Source organism: Halobacterium hubeiense, from assembly GCF_001488575.1.
In the GTDB taxonomy this organism is placed as follows: domain Archaea; phylum Halobacteriota; class Halobacteria; order Halobacteriales; family Halobacteriaceae; genus Halobacterium; species Halobacterium hubeiense.
In genome coordinates this window covers 703,631-724,583 of the sequence record NZ_LN831302.1, presented here as the reverse complement: position 1 = coordinate 724,583, position 20,953 = coordinate 703,631, and the positions used below count along the sequence as shown (strand labels likewise).

23 protein-coding genes and 1 tRNA gene are annotated in these 20,953 nt (G+C 70.2%); 4 read left to right on the top strand and 20 right to left on the bottom strand.

Features of this window, described 5'->3' with window-relative positions; all coding sequences use genetic code 11:
• Positions 1-41 precede the first annotated feature (41 nt).
• Positions 42-1,334 carry an NAD(P)/FAD-dependent oxidoreductase gene (locus tag HHUB_RS03715; RefSeq protein ID WP_059056257.1) on the top strand — a complete coding sequence of 431 codons (1,293 nt, stop codon included), beginning with the start codon at positions 42-44 and terminating at the stop codon, positions 1,332-1,334.
• Here the strand turns inward: HHUB_RS03715 and HHUB_RS03710 are convergent.
• From HHUB_RS03710 to HHUB_RS03685, 6 genes are read right to left on the bottom strand one after another with little or no spacing between them, the layout of a single operon-like run.
• A complete protein-coding gene (locus HHUB_RS03710) occupies positions 1,326-2,021 on the bottom strand; it encodes a metallophosphoesterase (RefSeq protein WP_059056256.1) in 696 nt (231 codons plus the stop codon). The genes HHUB_RS03715 and HHUB_RS03710 overlap by 9 nt on opposite strands.
• Positions 2,022-2,080: 59 nt before the next feature.
• On the bottom strand, positions 2,081-2,836 hold the full coding sequence (locus HHUB_RS03705) for a proteasome assembly chaperone family protein (protein ID WP_059056255.1): 756 nt from the start codon (positions 2,834-2,836) through the stop codon (positions 2,081-2,083).
• A gap of 3 nt (positions 2,837-2,839) precedes the next feature.
• Entirely contained in the window at positions 2,840-3,022 is a 183-nt protein-coding gene (locus HHUB_RS03700) for an RNA-protein complex protein Nop10 (RefSeq protein ID WP_059056254.1), read from the bottom strand.
• Positions 3,019-3,819 carry a translation initiation factor IF-2 subunit alpha gene (locus HHUB_RS03695; RefSeq protein WP_059056253.1) on the bottom strand — a complete coding sequence of 267 codons (801 nt, stop codon included), beginning with the start codon at positions 3,817-3,819 and terminating at the stop codon, positions 3,019-3,021. The genes HHUB_RS03700 and HHUB_RS03695 overlap by 4 nt, the downstream gene beginning before the upstream one ends.
• A complete protein-coding gene (locus tag HHUB_RS03690) occupies positions 3,816-3,989 on the bottom strand; it encodes a 30S ribosomal protein S27e (protein ID WP_059056252.1) in 174 nt (57 codons plus the stop codon). Before HHUB_RS03690 ends, HHUB_RS03695 begins: the two co-directional genes overlap by 4 nt.
• A 2-nt stretch (positions 3,990-3,991) precedes the next feature.
• Positions 3,992-4,273, bottom strand: a complete 282-nt coding sequence (locus HHUB_RS03685) for a 50S ribosomal protein L44e (RefSeq protein WP_059056251.1) — start codon at positions 4,271-4,273, stop codon at positions 3,992-3,994.
• A gap of 120 nt (positions 4,274-4,393) precedes the next feature.
• Here HHUB_RS03685 and HHUB_RS03680 point away from each other — a divergent pair, with 120 nt between their 5' ends.
• Both HHUB_RS03680 and HHUB_RS03675 read left to right on the top strand, forming a co-directional pair.
• A complete protein-coding gene (locus HHUB_RS03680) occupies positions 4,394-5,677 on the top strand; it encodes a hypothetical protein (protein WP_059056250.1) in 1,284 nt (427 codons plus the stop codon).
• A gap of 47 nt (positions 5,678-5,724) precedes the next feature.
• Positions 5,725-5,991 (top strand): HAH_0734 family protein, encoded by a 267-nt coding sequence (locus HHUB_RS03675; RefSeq protein ID WP_059056249.1) that lies wholly within the window; start codon positions 5,725-5,727, stop codon positions 5,989-5,991.
• Between the two features lie 22 nt (positions 5,992-6,013).
• Here the strand turns inward: HHUB_RS03675 and HHUB_RS03670 are convergent, their stop codons facing one another.
• Complete coding sequence (locus tag HHUB_RS03670) at positions 6,014-8,395, bottom strand: DUF2298 domain-containing protein (RefSeq protein ID WP_238324002.1); 2,382 nt, start codon at positions 8,393-8,395, stop codon at positions 6,014-6,016.
• 104 nt (positions 8,396-8,499) lie between these two features.
• On the opposite strand from HHUB_RS03670, the gene HHUB_RS03665 reads away from it, so the two are divergent.
• On the top strand, positions 8,500-10,038 hold the full coding sequence (locus HHUB_RS03665) for a lipopolysaccharide biosynthesis protein (RefSeq protein WP_197570632.1): 1,539 nt from the start codon (positions 8,500-8,502) through the stop codon (positions 10,036-10,038).
• A gap of 212 nt (positions 10,039-10,250) precedes the next feature.
• Here the strand turns inward: HHUB_RS03665 and HHUB_RS03660 are convergent.
• The 13 genes from HHUB_RS03660 to coaBC form a co-directional block, all read right to left on the bottom strand.
• Positions 10,251-10,325 (bottom strand) — tRNA-Met (locus tag HHUB_RS03660).
• Positions 10,326-10,395: 70 nt separating this feature from the next.
• Positions 10,396-11,076 carry a type 1 glutamine amidotransferase domain-containing protein gene (locus HHUB_RS03655; protein ID WP_059056247.1) on the bottom strand — a complete coding sequence of 227 codons (681 nt, stop codon included), beginning with the start codon at positions 11,074-11,076 and terminating at the stop codon, positions 10,396-10,398.
• Between the two features lie 65 nt (positions 11,077-11,141).
• The gene (hpt, locus tag HHUB_RS03650) at positions 11,142-11,708 is read right to left on the bottom strand and encodes a hypoxanthine/guanine phosphoribosyltransferase (protein ID WP_059056246.1); all 567 of its coding nucleotides are present in this window, start codon (positions 11,706-11,708) and stop codon (positions 11,142-11,144) included.
• Positions 11,709-11,768: 60 nt separating this feature from the next.
• Positions 11,769-13,541, bottom strand: a complete 1,773-nt coding sequence (locus HHUB_RS03645; RefSeq protein ID WP_059056245.1) for a Na(+)/H(+) antiporter subunit D — start codon at positions 13,539-13,541, stop codon at positions 11,769-11,771.
• On the bottom strand, positions 13,541-15,157 hold the full coding sequence (locus HHUB_RS03640) for a proton-conducting transporter transmembrane domain-containing protein (protein WP_059056244.1): 1,617 nt from the start codon (positions 15,155-15,157) through the stop codon (positions 13,541-13,543). Before HHUB_RS03640 ends, HHUB_RS03645 begins: the two co-directional genes overlap by 1 nt.
• On the bottom strand, positions 15,154-16,641 hold the full coding sequence (locus HHUB_RS03635; RefSeq protein ID WP_059056243.1) for a monovalent cation/H+ antiporter subunit D family protein: 1,488 nt from the start codon (positions 16,639-16,641) through the stop codon (positions 15,154-15,156). The genes HHUB_RS03640 and HHUB_RS03635 overlap by 4 nt, the downstream gene beginning before the upstream one ends.
• Positions 16,634-16,990 carry a cation:proton antiporter subunit C gene (locus tag HHUB_RS03630; protein ID WP_059056242.1) on the bottom strand — a complete coding sequence of 119 codons (357 nt, stop codon included), beginning with the start codon at positions 16,988-16,990 and terminating at the stop codon, positions 16,634-16,636. Before HHUB_RS03630 ends, HHUB_RS03635 begins: the two co-directional genes overlap by 8 nt.
• Complete coding sequence (locus HHUB_RS03625) at positions 16,987-17,475, bottom strand: MnhB domain-containing protein (protein ID WP_082687161.1); 489 nt, start codon at positions 17,473-17,475, stop codon at positions 16,987-16,989. The genes HHUB_RS03630 and HHUB_RS03625 overlap by 4 nt, the downstream gene beginning before the upstream one ends.
• Positions 17,472-18,002 (bottom strand): DUF4040 domain-containing protein, encoded by a 531-nt coding sequence (locus HHUB_RS03620; RefSeq protein WP_059056241.1) that lies wholly within the window; start codon positions 18,000-18,002, stop codon positions 17,472-17,474. The genes HHUB_RS03625 and HHUB_RS03620 overlap by 4 nt, the downstream gene beginning before the upstream one ends.
• A complete protein-coding gene (gene mnhG / locus HHUB_RS03615) occupies positions 17,999-18,316 on the bottom strand; it encodes a monovalent cation/H(+) antiporter subunit G (protein ID WP_059056240.1) in 318 nt (105 codons plus the stop codon). Before mnhG ends, HHUB_RS03620 begins: the two co-directional genes overlap by 4 nt.
• A complete protein-coding gene (locus tag HHUB_RS03610; protein ID WP_059056239.1) occupies positions 18,313-18,588 on the bottom strand; it encodes a cation:proton antiporter in 276 nt (91 codons plus the stop codon). The genes mnhG and HHUB_RS03610 overlap by 4 nt, the downstream gene beginning before the upstream one ends.
• Positions 18,585-19,628, bottom strand: coding sequence for a monovalent cation/H+ antiporter subunit E (locus HHUB_RS03605; protein WP_059056238.1), 1,044 nt, complete (start codon positions 19,626-19,628; stop codon positions 18,585-18,587). Before HHUB_RS03605 ends, HHUB_RS03610 begins: the two co-directional genes overlap by 4 nt.
• Positions 19,629-19,767: 139 nt before the next feature.
• The gene (gene coaBC, locus HHUB_RS03600; protein ID WP_059056237.1) at positions 19,768-20,919 is read right to left on the bottom strand and encodes a bifunctional phosphopantothenoylcysteine decarboxylase/phosphopantothenate--cysteine ligase CoaBC; all 1,152 of its coding nucleotides are present in this window, start codon (positions 20,917-20,919) and stop codon (positions 19,768-19,770) included.
• Positions 20,920-20,953 lie beyond the last annotated feature (34 nt).

Here is a 20,953-nt window from a genome sequence, read left to right as displayed (position 1 = left end):
GAGCCCGCACGTTCTTGTCGCCCGCGGGCGAACACTCGGATATGTCTGACTCTCGGGTCGTGGTCGTCGGCGGCGGGCTCGCCGGGCTCACCGCGGCGCGCCACCTCGCCGCGGACGGCTTCGACGTGACGCTGTTCGAGCGCAACGAGGACGTCGGCGGGCGCGTGCGCTCGCGGCGCGGCGACGGCTACGTCTTCGACCGCGGCTTCCAGGTGCTTTTCACCGCGTACCCCGCGGCGCGCCGCGAACTGGACTTCGACGCGCTGGACCTGCGCGCGTTCTCGCCGGGCGCGACCATCTGCCGGGGCGACCGGCGCTCCGTGCTCGCGGACCCCCTGCGGGAGCCCGGCGCGCTCACGCAGACGCTGTTCAACAGCGAGGTCTCGACGATGGACAAGCTCCGCACGCTCCGGCTGCGCGCGGACCTCAAGGCGAAGTCCGTCGGGGAAATCTTCGCCGAACCCGACGCTACCATCGAACAGCACCTCTACACGTACGGCTTCTCCGAGCGGTACGTCGAGCGGTTCGTGCGCCCGTTCTACGGCGGCATCACGCTCGACCGCGGCCTCGACACCTCCAAGCGCATCTTCGAGTTCACGTTCAAGATGCTCTCTGAGGGCGAGACCGTGATTCCGGCGGGCGGGATGGGCGCCATCACGCGCCAGCTCGCCGACCGCGCAGTCGAGCAGGACGCCCGCGTCGTCACCGAGGCGCCCGTCGAGGACCTCGCCGCTGGGGACGGCGAAGTGACCGTCCAGATTCCCGGCGAGACCGTCGAGGCGGACGCCGTCGTGGTCGCCGCGGACCCGAAGGCCAGCCGCGACCTCACGGGCGTCGAGGCGATTCCGACCGACGCCCGCGGCTGCGTCACCCAGTACTTCGCGGTCCCGGCTGGCCACCCGCTCGCGGACAGCGACCGCATCCACCTGAACGCCGACGGCGAAGTGCCGACGACAGTCGCGCCGCTATCCGGCGTCGCCCCCGAGTACGCGCCCGACGACCGCGCGCTCGTCGCCGCCACGACGGTCGGCCACGACGACGCCCGCGACGGCGTCCGCGCGGAGTCCGACGGCGACCTCGAAACCCGGACCCGGGAGACCGTCGCCGAGTGGTACCCGGCGGCGTCGCTGGGCGACTTCGAGGTGTTGCGCACCGACCGCCTGCCGTTCGCGCAGTTCGCCCAGCCGCCGGGCGTCCACGAGTCGCTCCCGGACGTCCGCGACCCCGACGGCCCGGTCTACCTCGCCGGCGACTACACCCACGACTCCTCGATTAACGGCGCGCTGGAGAGCGGAAAAGCGGCGGCGGACGCCGTCAGCGCGGACCTACAGTAGGCCGCGGAACTCGCCGAGCGCCGGGAACGCCAGCGTCTCCCCGTCGCTGACGACGACCGGCCGGAAGCCGCTGGGGTCCGACAGCATCGAGGACAGCGAGTCGTCCCGGCGGAGCCCGTTCACGAGCGTCCCCGGGGCGAGCCGCGTGAACGCCGGCAACACGACGACGTCGCTGCCGTCGTGCTGGCGCGGCCCGTAGAGGAAACACGGGTGGCGCGCGCCCTCGATTTCGACCGCGGGGTGCTCGTGGCCGACGACGTACCGCTCGGCGTCCACCGGCGGGTCGTCGTGGCCGTGCCAGATTGCGGTGCCGTCCGCGAGCACGACCGACTCCTCGGCGTCGATACCGACGGCGTCCAGCATCGCGTCGTGGTTCCCGCGCACCACGCGGAACGTAGCGTCTGCCTCGCGGACGGCCGCCTCGATGGCGCCGACGGTCTCGCGGACGCCCTCGGGGACGCTCCCGTGGACGTGCAGGAGGTCGCCCGCGACCACGACTGTCGCCGGCTCGAACTCCGCGAGCAGGGCGTCGAGGCGCTCCACGAGGTCCGCGCGCTCCCCCAGCGGCAGAGCGACGTCGGAGGCCGCGTCCCGGCCGACGTGGACGTCCGCGAGCACGAGCGCGTCCGCCTCCGGGAGGTACGCGGCGCGCTCACCGAACGCCAGCCACGAGGGAGTGTCGCTCACGCCCCCCAGTCGGCGCTACGCGGGGTTAGGTCCAGCGGTCGAAAACAGCGCCGCGTCCGTCAGCCGATGTACCGAAGGTCTTCCTCGCCGCCGGGACTGGGGCCGTCCTCCATCTCGCGGAGGCGGCTGACGACCTCCTCCATCTCGTCGGCGCGGTCGTCGAGGGCTTCCTCGTCGAGGTCGAAGCCCAGCATCTCCTCCAGCACGGCGAGGACGGCCTTCGCGGCCTTCGGGTCCACGAGGTAGCCCGACGTCTCGCCCATCAGGCACGCGGCGTCGAAGCCGCGGCGGCCGCCGAGGCCCAGCAGGAGGCCGCTGGAGCCGACGATGCCGCCCGCGGGCTCCTCGCTGCGGAACTCCACGCCCGCGTCTTCGAGGCGCTCCTTGAGGTCCTCGTCGGAGACGGCGCCGATGACGTCGTGCTCCTCGACGAGTTCGCCCGTGGGGACGCCGCCGAGCGCGTACAGCTCGCTCGCGCCGAACTCCTCGGCGACGTCGAGGACCGCCTCGGTGACGCGGTAGTGGCCGACGTTGTCCTGCGCCTGGTGGTTGCCCGTCAGCACAAGGAGGTCACGGCCCGCCGTGTCCACGGCGTGAATCTCGGCGTTCGCCAGCTCAGCCACGCTGTCGTCCCCGACCGTGACCTGCGGCGGGAAGTGCTCGCTGTGCACGCGCGCGACCAGTTCGCTGTCGGCCTCCTCGACGACGTGCTCAGCGACGAGCTTCCCGACGTGCCCGACGCCGGGCAGTCCCTCGACGAACACGGGGTCGTCCAGCTCCGGCTCTGACTCCCACGCGATGTCGATTTCGTCCATACCCTAGGGGCGGCTGCGTTCCTTAAGAGCGCGTCGGTACCGCCCGTGTGGGTCCTCGGGGTCGAACGGCGCCGGCGCGCTGTTGACGGCGTCGGCGCCGCAGTCCGGACACTCCGCAGAAAGCGTGTACACCGGGCGGTCGTGGCGCTCGCGCCACGCCGAACACACCCGGATGTCGGACTTCATTCCTCTTCGAGCTGGCGCTCGCGGTGGAAGTTCCCTTCGCCGCCCTGCGCGTCGATCTCCTCGACGGCGCGGGCGCCGGCGGCTTCCAGCTGGTCCTCGGCGGTCTTGTAGTTCGGCGCCTGCACCCGAATCCGGTACTCGGGCGCGCCGACGTACGTCACGTCGAGGTCGGCCTCGTCGGGGACTTCGCCGTTCCCCTCGGCGGCCTGCAGGGCTTCTTTCACGTCGTCGACGCCGTCGGCGTCCGGCGACGTCAGCGTCACGTAGCCCGTGACCGTGACGTACGGCACGGAGACGTTCTCGCGTGCGGTCTCGACGATGGCGTCCTGCTCGTCGTCGTCGAGGTCCGTCTTCTCGAGGGCCTCGTAGCCGTGAATCGCGGCCTGCTCGAACCCCTCGTAGAGGCTGCCGAACTCACCGAGGAGCTCGTTGGCGATGCGGCGGAACTGGTCGTCGTCCATGTCCTCGCCGAACGCCAGCGTCAGCCACTTGTCGGCCTTCTGCTCGTTCTTCCACTCCTGAATCTTGTCCGAGCGCTGGTGGTCGTTGACGTCCTTCAGCGAGAGGTCGATCTGCTGGGCGGACTCGTCGACGTCCAGCACCTTCGCGACGACCGTCTGGTCCTCGTTGACGTGGTCGCGTACGTTCTTGATCCAGCCGCTGGCCACTTCGCTGACGTGCACGAGGCCGCGCTTGTCCTCGTACTCTTCGAGGTCGACGAACACGCCGAAGTCCTCGATGTCGTCGACCTTGCCGACGACGAGTTCGCCCTCCTCGGGCCAGCCGACGTACTTCATCTGGCCTCGACGGTTTCGACGACCTCACCCGTGAACTCCGCCTCGCCGCCGGTCGGACGCGCGAGCGTCGTCCCGCAGACGGCGCAGGCGACCTCCGAGGAGGCCTTCCCGAAGACGATTTGCTCGTTCTCGCAGTCCGGACACTCGACTTTGAAGAATCCACCCGTCATCGTTAGTCCTGAAGGGTGAGACGGCCGGTGCGCCATCCCTCGCGGAGGTGGGCGTTCCCGCACTCGTTGCAGCGGTACTTGAGGTCCGTCTTCTTCGTCGGCTTGTTGCCGACCGGCACCTTCGAGAAGCGGCCGTGGTTCCCGATGGAGGCGTTCGCGCGCTTGGTGCGGCGAGCGTCCCACTTCATGCCGGACGAGCGGCCGGTGCGGACCTTCTCGACCTCGATCTGGTTGTGTTCGTCACAGTGCGGGCAGTAGCTGTTGAATCGGCGTGGCATCTCCATAGGCTAAATCAGCTCTGTTGTCTCTCGGTTACACGCGGCCGCTTAAAATCCGTTTGGTTTCGCGGACGGAACCCCCAGCGCACGCACAGGTTTTTGCTGGCGGCCCGCGACGCCCCGAGTATGGTCCCGCGCCGCACGGTCGCCCTCCCCACAGCCGCGCTCGTCGTCGCGCTCGCGCTCGCCACCGGAGCCGCCGCCGCACCGCCGCCACAAGACGTCTGCGGCGCGTGCGGCGAGTCCTTCGAGTCCGCCGCCGGCGAAGCGGGCGCGCCAGTCACCGTCGTCTCGTCCTCGCTGGACGTCCACGTCCGCGCGAACGGGAGCGCGCACGTCGTCGTGGAGAACGAGCTTGCGGGCGACGGCGCACAGCGAGTCGCGAACCACTCCGACGCGGTCCTCGCCGTGCTCGCCGAGCGCGACGACGGGCTCGCGCCCGTCCCCGAGAACGCCACCCTCAGCGTCGATGAGTCCCGCGTCAGAATCACGCACCTCGACCCCGACTTCGGGCACGCGTCGTTCGGCGGCGTCGTGCTCGCGGACGCGGTCCACGACGCGCGGACGGGCTGGGCGGTCGACACCGACGCCTTCCGCCTGCACGCGCCGGACGGCTACACGATTACCGCGGGCGCGAGCAGCGACGTTCTCTCGCGGGCGTCCGGCGAGTACCTCGACGACGACTACGTGGCGTTCGCGCCCGACAGCGGCGTCGTCTCGACGGTCGCGACCGAACTCGCAATCGGCGTCGAGGTGCTCCCGGGCTTCCTCGCGGCCTCGGGGGTCGTGCTCGCCGTGCCGGTCGTCGCGCTCGCGGTCCTCCTCCGCGCGTTCGGCGCGTTTGTCGACCGCGCCGGCACGCCCGAGGACACCGAACGCGTCGGCACCGCGCTCGCGGCGGCCGGAGCGCTCGTCGCGGTCGTCGCGGTCGCCGCAGGACTGGCGGACACGTCCTTCAGCCTCGTCGGCGCGACCGCGCTGTTCGCCGCGCTCACCGCAGTCGTCGTCGGCGGCCTCGCGGCCACCGGACGGCTCGATGGCGCTCGCGTGCTGACGGCGGCCGCGGTTGGGACGCCGCTGGCGCTCGGCGTCGCCGCGGCCGGCGTCGGCGCGGCCCTCCACCCGGGTGTCGCCACCATGACGGCGGCTCGCGCGCTCTCCGCGGGCCTGCTGGCCGCGCACGGCTGGGCCTTCGCGGTCGTCGGCGCGACCAGAACCGAGCGCGGCGGGTGGACCGACGTCGCGACCGCCGTCGCGCCGTTCGTCACCGTAATCGCGCCGCTCGGAGGCATCGTGGCACTGCTCGGCCCGACGTCGCTGCTGTGGTTCCTCGTGTTCGGGTGGATTCCGCTGCTCGCCGTGTTCGGGCTGCCCACGTACTGGCTGGGCGCCGCGCTCGCCGCCGAGTGACGGCCGGCTTCGAAGCGTTTAATCCGCCACCCTCCGAACCCGCAGTCATGAAGCGACTCATCATCCACGGGGACCCCGGCGTGCGCCGCGACGGCGTCATCGAGTACGACGGCGAGGAGAAAGTCCTCTTCCAGGTGACGCGCAACGGCGACTGGCACGGCCCCGACGAGGTCCAGCTGTGGTGCGTGATGGGTGACGAGGACGAACTCGAGGACTACGAGAAACGCAACTTCGTCCCGCACTGGCTCGACGTCGAAACCGCCGACGCCGACGACATCACGGTGAAAAAGCGCGCCGGCGACCTCGCGGTCTGATTCTCGGCTCCGACCTCCCTGCTTACTGCTCGACGAGTTCCGAGTGCGTGACTTCGTAGACGGTCACGTTCTCGTTCGTGAACGCGACGCTGATACCCGGTTCCTCGTCGGTGACGCGCACGTCGTAGCGCTCGCGCTCGACCGGCCCGACCCAGACGTACTGGACGTCGTGCTTCCGCAGGATGATGGCCCGCGAGACGGCTTCGCTTGTCTCGTAGACGACGCCGACGTCGCTGACGCGCGTCCGGTACGCCGAGTCGCTGTGGTAGTTGCCGGCGTGCGCCCACCCCGCGACCGTCGGTATCCCGGTGAGACTGGACGCCGGATTCTGCCACGTGTACGGCGTCGTCCCGGGCGCGGAGACGATGTGGGGCTGGCCCGACTTGTCGTTCAGCCACTCGACTGCGGCGCCCTCGTCCGGGCGCTCGTCGTTGACGTGCTCGAAGGCGTCGAGGGTCGCGTCGTCGGCGCTGTCGACGTGGCTGGCGACCGCGAACCCGCCGTAGATGGACGCCGACACGACCAGCAGGACGGCGAGCGCGGTGCCGCCGACCGACCGCAGCCGGGACACGTCGGGCTTGCGTGCGGCGAGCGCGGCGAGCGCGACGCCGGCCGGCACCGACCACAGCGCCCACACCTGCGCGTACACCTTGAAAATCGTGTTGTAGCGCTCGTAGGAGGCGGCGTCCGCGACGTAGACGTACTCGATGATGACGACGAGGCCCGCGCCCGCGACGACGAGCACGCCCTCGAAGCCGACGGCGTCCCGGCGCCGCAGCAGCCACGCGCCCGCGAGTATCGGCCCGGCGAGCAGGACGCCGACGACGCCGACGCGGACGCCGGCAATCACGGGGTCGAACGTCGCCGCGAGCAGCACCGCGGCGACTGCGGCGAGCGCGGCGGCCGCCCAGTCCGAGCCGTCGCGAGCGACGCGGGAAACGAGGTACGCGCCGAACGCCACGAGGAACAGGCCGTGGACGAGCAGGAACGCGCCGAGCTTCGTCGGCACCGGGAACGCGGCGGGGTGTTGGTTGCTCGCGCCGGCGAGCAGGACGCTCTGCACGAACGGCGCCGCGACGACGAGCCCCAGGACCGCGACCGCGACCGCGACCGCGACGCCGAGGAGGACGCGCTGGAGTTCGCGCACCGCGGCGCTCGACTGCTCGAACCGACGCGCGAGCGAGCCGGGCAACAGGGTTCGCGGGTCGGCGTCCACGAGCGCGACGCTCAGCATCGCCACGCCGGCGACCGCCGGGAAGCTCCACGTGTTCACGGTGAGAATCGTCGCCGCCGCGACCGGGAACGCGCCGAACAGCAGCGCGAGCCGGCGGCGGCGCGCCGACTCGGGCGTCCGCGCGTACGCCAGCCCGATGCCGACCGCGAGGAACAGCACGGCGACGCTCATCATGTGCGCGTGCAGGTCGCCGTTCAGGTACGCGAACAGCGGGAACTCGTTGATGCCCGTCTCCACGACGCGGCTCGCGTGCCACATGTCGAACTCCGCCGGCGTTATCGTCGGCGCCCGATTCGACTTGACGCCCGCGGCGACGACCGCCTCCCGCACCACGTCGTAGGTGCCCGCGAGCAGGCGCACGGGCGTCACGAGGTTGCTCGCGAACCCGTAGACGATTGCCGCCAGCATCCCTGCGCGGACTCGCGTCGAACCCGCGAACACGGCGGCCGCGAACGCCGCCGGCACGGCGAGGTAGTACCACGGTACGCCCAGCGTCACGAGCAACACGACGAAGACGACCGCCGCCACGCCGAGCGCCGTCGAACCCTCCACTGGGTCGGCTTCGGCGAACCGGCTCGCGGTAATCGTGCTCGCGAGCCCGTACACGGCGGTCACGGCCATCGCGTAGAACCCCGCCAGCGCCGGGTCGTAGGCGAACCGCCCGCTCGTCCCGGACAACAGCGCGAGTATCGACGCCATCAGGTGGCCGCCGTAGTAGTAGACGACGCGCTCGCCCGCGAACCAGAAGTCCTGCGGCGGCAGCTGCTCGGCGCGCAGCAGGCTCTGCAGTAACCCGAAGTCGAGGAACTTCTCGCCGCCGTGGGGGTGGACGCCGTCCGCGGCCGCCCGAATCACGATCAGGAACAGGAACGCGGCGGTGAACACCGCCGCGACCTCCGCGAGCGGGCGCCTCGGCACGTCGATGCCGCCGCGCGCCAGCCACGCCGACGCCGCGACCACGGCCGCAGCGACGCCGACGACCACCCACAGCCCGAACGCCAGTTGGCCGACCCACAGCGTCGGCACCGTCACTAACACGACGGCGGTCGGCACCGCCAGCGACGCGCCGCGGTCCGGCGCGTCCGGCAGCAGCCGCGCCGCGAACGGCAGCCCGACGACCAGCAGCGCCTGGTAGAGCAACCACCACTTCAGGACGACGCCGTACTCCATCGGTGGAACCGTGCGCGGCCGCCGCCAAACGCTTTCGGGTTCGCGTCCCGCCTCGCGGACCGAACGGCTTAATGCTCACAGTCGACTCCGCCCGAGCGGAACCGATGAGCGCCGCGTCCGACGACGACGAAGTGCCGGAAGCCGAGCGCGACGCGCTGCTGACCATCGCCCACGGCGCGGTCGTGACCTCCGGGGGCGTCTCCGCCCAGCGCGCGCTGATTACCGCCTCGGAGTTCGTGCTCGCGCGCGGCCTCGGCCCCGTCGCGTACGGCGTGTACGCGCTCGCGTGGCGCATCGCGCAACTGCTCTCCCGGCTGGTCACGTTCGGCAGCGTCCCCACCCTCCAGCGCTACCTCCCCGCCTACGAGGACGACCCCGCGGGCCAGTCCCGCGTGACCGGGCTCGCCTACCTCACCACGCTCGGCGTCGGCGCGCTCATCGCCGCCGGCGTGTGGGTGCTCGCGCCGTGGATTAACGGACAGACCGTCGCCCACCCCGCATTCCCGGCGACGATGCGGCTGTTCGGCGTCTTCGTCGTGCTGCTCGGGCTCGTGATGACGTACGCCGCGACCTTCCGGGCGGGCGGGTCGGCGCGCGGCGAAGTCCTGTTCAACAAGCTCCTGCGACCCGCCACGCGGCTCGTCGGCGCGCTCGCGGCGCTCGCGCTCGGCTACTCCGTGGTCGGCGTCGCGGGCGCGTTCGTCGCCTGCCTGCTCGTCGTGGTCGTCGCCGGCTACCCGGTCACCGCCAGCGTCACCGGCATCCGGCCGTCGCTCCGGGGCGCGCGCGGCGAAGCCCGCCAGTTCTACGACCACGCGCTCCCGGTCGCGATGAGCAGCCTCGGGAAGGTGTTCCAGAACCGCGTCGACGTCCTCCTCGTCGGCGCGCTCCTCACCGCGGTCGCGGCCGGCGTCTACAACGTCGTACTCGTGCTCGTCTCGATTGCGTGGATTCCGCTGCTGTCGTTCAACCAACTGCTCCCGCCGGTCGCCTCCCGGCTCTACGCCGAGGACGACACCGCCACCCTGAACGCCGTCTACTCGTCGGTCACGCGGCTCATCGTCACGAGCGTCGTCCCGATTCTCGCCGTCCAGCTCGTGTTCGGCCGGGAACTCCTCGCGCTGTTCGGCGAGACGTACGTCCGGGGGTACGTTCCGCTGTCAGTCTACTTAGGCGGCGTCTTCGTCGGGAGCGCCGTCGGCGCCACCGGCTGGCTGCTGATGATGACCGACCACCAGTACGCCCGGATGGCCCTCGATTGGCTGCTCGCCGTGCTGAACGTCGGCCTCACCTACCTGTTCGTCCGGGAGTTCGGGCTCGTCGGCGCCGCGCTGGGCACCTCGCTCGCCATCGCCGTCCAGAACGGCATCCAAGTCGTGCTCCTCCGGCGCTTCGAGGACCTGTGGCCGTTCGACGCCACCTACCTCCGCCCGCTCGCCGCCGGCGTCGTCATGGCCGCCGTACTCGCCGGCGTTCGTACAGCCATCGACGGCATCGCCGCCGTCCCAGTGGGCGTGCTCGTGGGCCTCCCGGTCTACGTCGCCGCGCTCCACGTGCTCGGCGTGGACCCCCGCGACCGCTTCGTCGTCCGCGAGCTCGCCGCCCGCTACCGCGACGCGCTCGGCGCGAAACTGGCAGGGTGAACGAACGGGACGTTACGGAACGAGAGTGGTGGGAAAACAGTGGAGATGAAACTCCGCGATTGGTTTCGTGGAAGAAGTAGCGGGAAGTGGATTTGAACTACGCGAACCTCGCTGCGCTCGGTTCTCTCGTTCAAATCCACTTCGCTAACTCACAGCAACTCACGTGACGCGTCGCACGGAGGCGACGCTATGAAGCGTGAGTATCAGAGGAGTAGCGGGAAGTGGATTTGAACCACCGATCTCCGGGTTATGAGCCCGGCGGAATCTCCTGGCTATCCCATCCCGCTGCATTCCTTCGTAGCCCGGTCCGGCAGTTAAGGGTTCTGTTTCGGACGCCGTGTGGGAGTTCTCCCCCAGCTACGCGTCCAGTTCCTCGAGGAGCGCCTGGGCGGCGGCGCTGGACGAACCGGGGCCGCGCGCGGTGAGGAGGTCGCCGTCCACGGTGACGCTGGTGTCGGCGTCCAGTTCCGCGTCGAAGTTCGCGCCCGCGACCTTCACTTCGTCCTCCACCCAGTAGGGGAGCTTGCGGCCGTCGGGCATCCGGTCGTGGTCGTCGACGATGCCTTCCTCCCACTCGTTCGGGAAGCCGGTGATGTCGCGGCCGGCGACGAGGAAGTCGTCGTCGCTGTCCCGCGTGAACGCGAGGATGCCGACGGCGTGGCAGACGACCAGCGCCTTCTCGCTGTCGCCCTCCACGGCGTTCCGCAGGAGGCGGCGCGCGTGGACGTCCTGATTGACGTCCCACGCGGTGCCGTGGCCGCCGGGGAAGACGACTGCGTCGTAGTCGGCGGCCTCGACCTCCGTGACGGAGACGGGGTCGTTGAGCCGCTCGTCGTTCTCGTGGACCTCGCGCACCCACTCGGCGGTCTCCTCGCCGACCTCTTCGGGGTCCGCGGAGCGCTCGTCGAGGACGGGCGGCGACCCGCTCGGCGTCGCGACCGTGATGTCGAAGCCCTCGCTGTCGAGCGTCGTGAGCGGTTCGACGCACTCCTCTCCCCAGTAGCCTTCCTCGCTGACGACGAATAGTGCAGACGGCATACACGAGTCAAGGAGCGTCGGCAGGAAAAGCCCCCGCCACGTCGCGAGTTCCGCCGGCAGTCGGCTCAGTCGTCGCCTTCGGCGTCGACGATGACGACGTCGCCGTCCTGCACGTCCACGTTGATGAGCGTCTTCACGTCCGTGTCCGTGTCGTCGAGTTCGTTCGGGCCGGCCTTCTTGATGACCGCGAGGACGTCCGCGACGTCCGCGCCGATGTGTTCGAGGGCGTCCGTGATGGCGCGCAGGGTGCCACCGGTGGAGAGCACGTCGTCGAGGACGAGCACGCGGTCGCCCTCCTCGACGTCGTTGATGTACATCTCGTTCTCCGAGTAGCCGGTCTGCTGGCTGAGCGCGACCTCGCCCGGGAGGCCGTACTCGCGCTTGCGGATGACGACGATGGGGATGTCGGTCATCAGCGACACCGCCGTGGAGATGTGGATGCCCATCGCCGCCGGCGTGACAATCTTGTCGACGTCGTCGAGCTCCGCCTTCCGGATGATGCGGATGACGATCTCCCGCAGCAGCTCCGGCTCCAGCATCGGGACGCCGTCACTGATTGGGTGAACGAAGTAGTGGTACCCGTCCTTCTCGATGATGGGCGCGTCCAGCAGGGACTGCTTGAGCCTATCCATGCAGGAAGTACTTGCGCCGCGAATAAAAGGTGACGGAACGAGCGCGACCGTGAGAGACAGTTACAGCACGAGCACGAGCGCAAGCGCGACCACCACGACGACCAGCAACAGACTCGTGCTCACGTCCGCGCGCAGCGAGACGCGGTCCTCGCCGACGAGCCGCCCCGCAGCAGCGCCCGGTGCGGTGACGACCGCGGCGGTCGCGTCAGCGGTGCGGACGGCCGCGCGGTCGACCGCGGCGTACAGCTCCGTGACGCCGACCACCAGATACCGGGTGGCGTAGAACGTCAGCGGGTTGTACGCGTTGTCGACGTCCGGGACGCGGCCGAGCTTCGACAGCGGCTTCTTCACGAGCACGAAGCCGACGAGCCCCAGCACGGCGAGCGCCACGCCTTCGATGACGTGCGGGACCGTGTACGTGTGGTAGACGTGGTGGACGACCGCGTCACTCGTCACGTCGTAGGGCAGGATGGCGAACAGCGCGCCGTCGAAGACGCCGTAGAGCACGCACAGCGCCGCGACGGTCACCATCGCGACCGACTGCCCGCGGTTGGCGTCCTTCACGGAGCCGTCGTAGCTGCCGTGGAAGAACGCGTAGTAGCCGAACTTGATGAAGGACATGAACGTCCCGACGCCCCCGAGCAACAACAGCAGTTCGAGCGTGTAGAAGTCACCGAGCACGAGCGGCCCCTTCTCGAAGGAGTAGTGGCTCGCGGAGATGACGATGCCCTTGCTCACGAAGCCGTTGAAGCCGGGGAAGCCCGCGATAGAGAGCGCGGCGACGGTGAACGCGCCCGCGGTAATCGGCATCTCGCGGGCGAGTCCGCCGAGCTTCTTCAGGCTCTCCTCGCCGGTGCGGTAGACGACGACGCCCGCCGTCATGAACAGCAGTCCCTTGTAGAGGATGTGGTTGAAGACGTGCGCGAACGCGCCGGCTTGCGCGAGCGCGCCCCCGATGCCGACGCCGGCGACCATGTAGCCGACCTGCGACTGGATGTGGTAGGAGAGCAGCCGGCGCATGTCGTTCTGGAACAGCGCCATCGTCGCGCCGAAGACGGCCATCAGGCCGCCCATGTACGCGACGGCGACGTTGCCGTCCTGCGGGAACACGCGGTACATCCCGTAGACGCCGGTCTTCGTCGTGAACACGCAGAGGAAGACGCTGGCGGCGACGTGCGGGCGCGGGTAGGTGTCGGGCAGCCACGCGTGCAGCCCGATGAAGCCGACGTTGACGCCGATGCCGATGGCGCCGAGAATCGGCGCGACCGGGCCCGCGAGCCCGCCGGACTCGGGGCCGCCGGGCACGGAGGCGAACAGGAACGTCCCGGTTTCGGCGAAGTGCCAGACGATGCCGCCGAGCAGGAGCGTGCCGCCGATGCCGTGCGCGAGCGCGTACCGGAAGCCTGCGCGGACGGCCTTCCCGCCGTAATGCCACACCAACAGCGTGCTGGTGACGGCCATCAGCTCCCAGAAGAAGATGAGCGTGAGCCAGTCGCCGCCGAAGACGGCGCCCAGGCTCGTGCCCACGTAGCCGAGCGCGAACGCGGTCTGGAGGTTGTCGGCGTCGCTGGCGTACGAGTACAGCACGCCGGCGGCGCCGATGAACCCGAAGATGAGCCCCATCAGCGTCGAGAAGGGGTCGACGTTGAACAGCACGGCCTTGAACCCGAACAGGTGGGTCTGGAAGTGCGCGCCCTCGGCGACCAGCCAGACGTAGGGGACGACGGCGGCGCTGGCGAGCGCGCCGACGGCGTGGCCGACGCGGCGCCCGAGGAACGGCAGCAACAGCGCCGCCAGCAGGACGGGGACGAACGGCGGGACGATTGCGTCCATCAGACCATCACCCCCACGGCGGCGTCGGCGACCTCACGCACGAGCTGGAGGAACACCGCGGCGTCCGGCACGACGCCGAGCACGACGGAGCCGGCGGCCGCGAACAGAATCGGCGCGAGGACGAACCACGTCGACTCCGCGCCGTTCGGCGCGCGGCGCTCGAACGCGCCGTGGCCGTGGTCGTGGCCGCCGTCGGCCCTGACTTCACTCGTGGAGCGGCCGCCGAACGGGCTGGAGACGAGCGGCTTCCCGTCGGCGCCGTCGGCGCTCTCGAAGAACGCGGTGTAGACGACCGGCCAGAAGTACGCGATGTTCAGGATGCCCGAGAGCAACAGCGCGCCGGTGAACGCGAGGTAGCCCCCGGAGACGGTTCCGATGAGCAGGAAGTACTTGCTGACGAACCCCGCGATGAGCGGGATGCCGGCCATGCCGGCGGCGGCGACGGCGAACGCGCCCATCGTGAGCGGCATCCGCTTGCCGATGCCCGCCATCTCGGAGATGTAGTCGGTGTGGGTCTCGACGTGGACCGCGCCCGCGCAGAAGAACAGGGTGAGCTTCATGAACGCGTGCGCCGGGATGTGCAGGAGGCCGCCGACGAGCGCCCACTTCGCGGCGTCGCCGGAGCCGATGGCGCCAGCGACCGCGATGCCGAGCACGATGTACGACAGCTGGCTAATCGTGGAGAACGCGAGCCGGCGCTTGAGGTGGTCCTGTCGGAGCGCGATGACGCTGGCGACCACGAGCGTGAACGCGGCGACCGCCGCGAGCACGCCGCCGACCCCGAGTTCCGCGACGAGGTCGATGCCGAAGACGTCCAGCAGGACGCGCGCGATGCCGAACACGCCGGACTTGACGACCGCAACCGCGTGCAGCAGCCCCGAGACGGGCGTCGGCGCGACCATCGCGTCCGGGAGCCACGAGTGCATCGGCATCAGCGCGGCCTTCACGCCGAAGCCGGTGACCAGCAGCGCGAACACCGCGCGAGCGAGCGTCGGGTCGGCGGTCGCGAGGTCGCCGATGCCGCCGGTCGTGAACGCCACCGTCCCCGTGAGCTGGTAGACCAGCAGCGTCCCGGCGAGCACGGCGACGCCGCCGCCGAACGTGTACGCGAGGTACTTGCGGCCGGCGGCGCGCGCCTCGTCGGTGCCGTCGTGGGCGACCAGCGGGTACGTCGCGACCGTCAGCAGCTCGTAGAACACGTAGAGGACGACGAGGTTCGACGCGAACGCGACGCCGACGGCGGCGGAGACGCTGCCGGCGAACGACGCGAAGTACCGCGTCTGGTGGTCTTCGTCGAGCCCCCGCATGTAGCCCATGCTGTAGAAGCTCGTGACGATCCAGAGAGTGCTCGCCAGCAGCGCGAACAGCAGGCCGAGCGCGTCCGCCTGGAGAGTGAACTTCACGCCCGGGACGAACGTCCCGAGCTCGGTGACGTAGACGTCGCCGGCGAGGGCGGCCGGCACCATGCTGGCCACCAGCCCGAACTTCGCCAGCGCCGCCAGCACCGTCCACGCCTCGCGGACGTTCTGCCGGCCGCGGGACGCCAGAATCGGCGCGACCGCGACCGCCGACACGAGCACCGCAGCGAGCGGCCGGATGGAAGTGATTTCAGTCATGAGAGGAGCACCTCGATGGTCGGTCGGAGCTGGTCACTGTAGCCGAACACCGCGAACCCGAGCGCGACCGCGGCGACGACCGCGGCGACGACCGCCGCCTGCATCCCGAGGGAGACGCCGGCGGTCTCGCCGCCGTCGGCGACCGCCTCGCCGGCGGGTTCGAGGTCGTCGCTGGGCTCGCGGAAGAACATCCGCTCGACGAGCCGCGCGAAGTACGCCAGCGTCAGGAGCGTGCTCCCGACGATGACCGCGAGCAGCGCCCACGACCCCGACTCGGCGGCGCCGACGGCGACGTACCACTTGCCCGCGAAGCCAATCGTCGGCGGGATGCCGACCATCGCCACCGCGAGCGCGCCGAACGCGCCCGCGCCGAGTGGGGAGCGCTGGACGAGCCCGTCGAACTCCTCGACGCGGCGCGCGCCGGTCTCCGTGGCGACCAGCCCCGCGGTGAGGAACAGCCCGCCCTTCATGATGGCGTGGCCGACGAGGTGGACGGCCGCGCCCATCAGCGCGGTGACGTTCCCGATGGAGATGGCGGCGACCACGAGCCCGAACTGCGAGACCGACGAGTACGCCAGCATCCGCTTGACTTCGGACTGCGAGATTGCGAGCAGGCTGCCGACGACGATGCTGACGACGGCGCCGCCGACGAGGATGACGTTCGCCAGTTCGTTGTTCGCGAGGAACGCGGCGCCGAACACCGTGTAGACGATGCGCAACAGCGCGTACGCCGCGACCGTGGAGACGAGCGCGGAGATGAACGCGCTGACGCTGTCCGGGGCGCCCGCGTACGCGTCGGGCTGCCACGTGTGCAGCGGGAACACCGCGACCTTGATGAACAGGCCGACGACGATGAACGCGAACGCTGCCTGCGTGAGCGTCGCGTCGTAGCCGTTCTCGGCGAGTTTCATGCCGAGGTCGGCCATGTTCAGCGTCCCGGTGTCGATGTACGCGTACCCGACGCCGAGCAGGAACAGGGACGCGCCGACCGTCCCCACGAGCAGGTACTTCAGCGCCGCGACCGCCGACCGGCCGCGGTCGCCGCTGGCGACGAGCGCGTACGCCGCCAGCCCCGTGATTTCGAGGAAGACGTACATGTTGAACAGGTCGGCGGTGACGCTCATCCCGGTCAGACCGGTGACCAACAGCAGGTACACCGCGTAGAACGGGTTCGAGCGCGGGCCGGCGCGGCGGGCGTACGCGAGCACGCCAAGCGAGACGACCGCAATCAGGACTATCATCGTCGCGGAGAGCCCGTCGACGACGAGTTCGATGCCGTACGGCGCCTCGAAGCCGCCGACGACGTAGTTGATGGTGCCGTCGGTGAACGCTGTCACCGCGAGCTGCGCGGCGACCGCGAGCTGGACGAGGCACGCGACGACCGCGACCGGCCAGCCGCTCTCCGAGCGCGCGACCCCAGCGACGAACGCCGCGAGCGACCCGACGATGGGGACGACGACCGCGAGCGCGACGAGGTCACTCACTGTTGCGCACCTCCTTGAGGGTGTCCTCGGTGAGCGTGCCGTACTCCGCGTAGATGCGGACGATCATCCCGAGCGCGACCGCCGTCAGCGCGACGCCGACGACGATGGCGGTGAGGATGAGCACGTGCGGCAGCGGACTGACGTACGGGCCGCCGTCGCTCAGCACGGGCGCCGTCCCGCCTTCGAGGTACGCCGACGCGATGAAGAACAGGAAGATGCCGGTCTGGAAGATGTTCATGCCGATGACTTTCTTCACGAAGTTCCCGGCGGCTATCATCACGTACGTCCCGATGCCCAACAGCAGGAACGCCGCGACGTAGTAGTCCCGGGTGACGAGTAGGTCTATCATTCGTTGTCACCTCCGTCCTTGCCGGCGTCGATGGCGAAGAACAACCCGGTGATGGTGCTCGCGACGATGACGCCGATGAACAGTTCCACCGCTTCGATGCCGTACTTGCTGGCGTGGTGGATGCCGTACGCCGAGTAGTCGAGGAAGCCGCCGCCCGCGACGACGGTGCCGACGCCGATGGCGACGAACGCCGCGACGCCGCCGACGACGACGAGCACGAGCGTCGATTCCCCGACCCACTCCCGTAGCGGGTCGATGCCGAACGCGATGCCGAGCATCAACATCACCGTGGCGACGACGACGCCGCCCTGGAACCCGCCGCCGGAGGAGTCGGCGCCGTGGAACATCAGGTAGAGGCCGTACGTGAACACGAACGGCGCGACGACGCGCACCGTCGCCATGATGATGGGGCTCTCGACGTACGAGCGCAGGTCGTCGGCGGTCTCGGCGGCCTCAAGGTCGCTCTCGGAGTTAGACTGGCTCATGCGAACACCTCCTTCTTGAGCACGACGAGCAGTCCGACGCCCGCCGAGTAGACGACGACCGCCTCGCCGAGCGTGTCGAACCCGCGGTACGCCGCGAGGACGGCAGTGACGGCGTTCTTCACGCCGGCTTCCTTGTACGCGTTCTCGAGGTAGTAGGTCGTGACCTCCGACGTGATGACGACGTTGTCCGGGTCGCCGATAGCGGGGAGGTCGGTGAGCGTCGTCGCCAGCACGGCGACGAACAGCACGGCGACGGCGAGCGCGGGCACGTCGAGCCGTTCGAGCAGCCGGTCCCCGGACGGCCGCACCGTCTTCGCGATGGTCAACAGGAACAGCACGGTGGTGACGCCGGCGCCGACCGCGGCCTCCGTGAGGCCGACGTCGGGCGCCTGCAGCACCACCCAGACGACGGCGATGCCGAGGCTGTACGTCGCGAACGCGATGATGGCGCCGAGCACGTCCCGGAGGACGGCGGTCGCCAGCGCGGACGCGAGCACGAACGCGATGAGCGGGAGTTCGAAGTTCATTCGCTGTCACCCTCCTCGGTCGTCCACGGTTCGATGCCCTGGTCGGCGGCGGCGCGCGCGATGGCGTGGGCCGCGGTCGGGTTCGTGATGAACATGAACAGGACGAGCAGCGCGGCCTTCGCGCTGGAGAGGTCGAAGCCGAACGTGGCGGCGACCGCCGCGAGCGCGAGGCCGGCGCCGAGCGTGTCGCTCTTCGAGGCGGCGTGGGCCCGCGTGTAGACGTCGGGCAGTCGGAGGAGCCCGACCGCCGCGACGAACGCGAAGAACGCGCCGCCGGCGACCAGCGCCAGCACCGCAATCTCGCGGGGCGTCACAGCACACCACCCCGCTCGACGGTGAACTTCGAGATGGCGATGCTCATCAGGAAGTTCAACAGCGCGTACACGATGGCGATGTCCAGCGCCGACGGGTTGCCGGTGGCCGCCGCGACGAGCGCGATGACCACGACGATGTTCGTCCCGATGGCGTTGACCGCGATGACGCGGTCCTGCATCGTCGGGCCCTTGACGACCCGGTAGAGGATGGACAGCGAGACGACGACGAACGCCGCCGCGCCCCCGAGCAGGATGTCGGTGAGCAGCGTCACGCGTTCTCACCCTCCGTCTCGTCGTCGGTGCGCGCGCCGCGCTCGGCGGGGCTGGCGATGCGAGCGGCGCGCCGGCCGTAGAACACGAACCGGACCGCGCGTTCGAGCGCGCCGTCGAGCAAGTCCTCGCGGGAGCCGACGGTGAGGCTGTGGACGGTGAAGTGTCGCTGCGTGACGTCCACCGTGAGCGTCCCGGGCGTCAGCGTGATGCTGTTCGCGAGCGTCGTCGCCGGGAGCGCCGACCACACCGCGGCGTCGAACTCCACCGTCTTCGGGTCGATGGGGAGCCGCGGGTGGAGCACGACGTACGCGATGTCGATGTTCGCCTTCACGATTTCCCACAGCAGGAACGGGACGTACAGCGCGAAGCGCGCGAGCCGGCCGCCGAGCTTGCTCAGCTCGACCTCGCCGCGGGTGGTGATGCGCCACAGCACGGCGGAGACGACCCCCGCGCTGATGGCGCCGGTCGCGAGGTCGAACGCCGACAGCGTCCCGGAGACGAGCAGGTAGAACGCGTACGTCGAGCAGAACAGCACGACGAACTGGCCGAGGCCGGCGGTCCGCGTGAGCGGGCTGCGGCGGGTCGCCCGCTCGACGGGCGCGAGTTCGACGGTCAGGCCCGCGGACTCGAGTTCGCCCTCCAGCGGCGGGAGCAGCGGCGCCATCCCGAGCGGGTTGTACTCGGGGTCGAGGACGACGGTCTCGACGCCGTGGCGTCGCGCGTACTCGACGAGCACGTCGGCGTAGTCGCCGGGGTTGAACAGGTACTCGGTCTGCCCGACGACGGCGGTCTCGACGCCGACCGAGTCGGCGCCGTCACCGAGGTCCTCCTCGACCCACACTTCGATGCGGTCGAGGAGTTCGACGGCGCCCGTGGCTTCCGCGCCCTCCTCGCTGGTGTCGATGCGCTCGGAGACCGGGTAGACGAAGTGCAGCGTCGGCCGGCCGTCGGCGTCGGCGGCACGCTCGGCGACGTACGCCACCGTCTTCCGGAGCGTCACCGAGTCGTCGACCGGGACGAGGATGTCGTCGCCGGCCATCAGGTCACCCCCCGTGGTTCGGGCCACAGCGCCGACTGCGGCCGCGTAGCTAGCGTCATTTGTCGTGTTCGGCGAGTGGGTGCGCCGTATGATGATACCTTCGGTTTCCCACGCTACGCGCCGGAGTCCGTCGTCGCCGTCAGTCCCGCGCGGCGAGCTCGTCGGCGACGCGACGGCCGAGCGCGGTCTTGCTGCCGACGAACTCCGTGACCGACTCGCGGGTCACGAACAGGACGCGGGTGTCCTCGTCGCCCATCACGCTGGCGTCGTTGGCGACGACGAACGAGAGGTCGGCACGGTCGAGGGTCTTCCGCGCGGCGGCGACCATCGCGTCGTCGTCGCCCGAGGTCTCGGCCTTGAACCCGACGATGGTGAGGTCGGGGTGGGCGTCGCGAATCTCGTCGATGAGCTTCGGCGTCGGTTCGAGGTCGAGCGTGAGGTCCTGCCCGGAGCGAATCTTCTCGTCGTTGGCCTCGACGGTGTAGTCGCTGACCGCGGCCGCCGAAATCAGGGCGTCGGCGTCCGCGCACGCGTCCCGGGCCGCCGCCAGCATCTCCGCGGCGGTCTCGACCTGTACCGTCTCCGCGTACGGCACGTCGTCGCCGTCGTGGACGAGCGTGACGTCCGCGCCCGCGACGTAACAGCCCGCGGCAACCGCGCGCCCCGTCCGCCCCGACGAGCGGTTCGTGAGCACCCGCACGGGGTCGATTGGCTCGCTGGTCGCGCCGCTCGTGACGACGACGCGCTCGCCCGCCAGCGGGTCGTCGCTGGCCGCGCGAGCGGTCTCGATTGCGATGGCTTCCTCGGTGGCGATTTTGGCCTTCCCCTCCTCGACGCGCGGGTCCACGAACTCGACGCCCCACGACTCCACGCGGTCGATGGCGTCCAGCACGCCCGGGTGGTCGTACATCGGCTCGTGCATCGCGGGTGCGACGACGACCGGCACGTCGGCGCCGAGCGCGGTCGTCGCACAGGTCGTCACGGGCGTGTCGTCGATGGCGCCCGCGATTTTCCCGACGGTGTTGGCGGTCGCCGGCGCGATGAGGAAGACGTCCGCCCAGCCGTCGCGGCCGCAGAGTTCGACGTGCTCGACGCCGCCCGTAATCTCGGTGACGACGGGCTCGTCGGTGGCGAACTCGACGGCCCACGGATTGATGATTCCCTGCGCGCTCCCGGTCATCACGGCGCGCACGCTCGCGCCCCGGCGGCGGAGTTCGTGGGCGAGTTCCACGACCTTCACCGCCGCGATGCTGCCCGTGACCCCGAGGGCGACGTTCACTCCGGAGAGCATTCACGGGGAGTTGCGCGCCCGGCTATAAATAGGC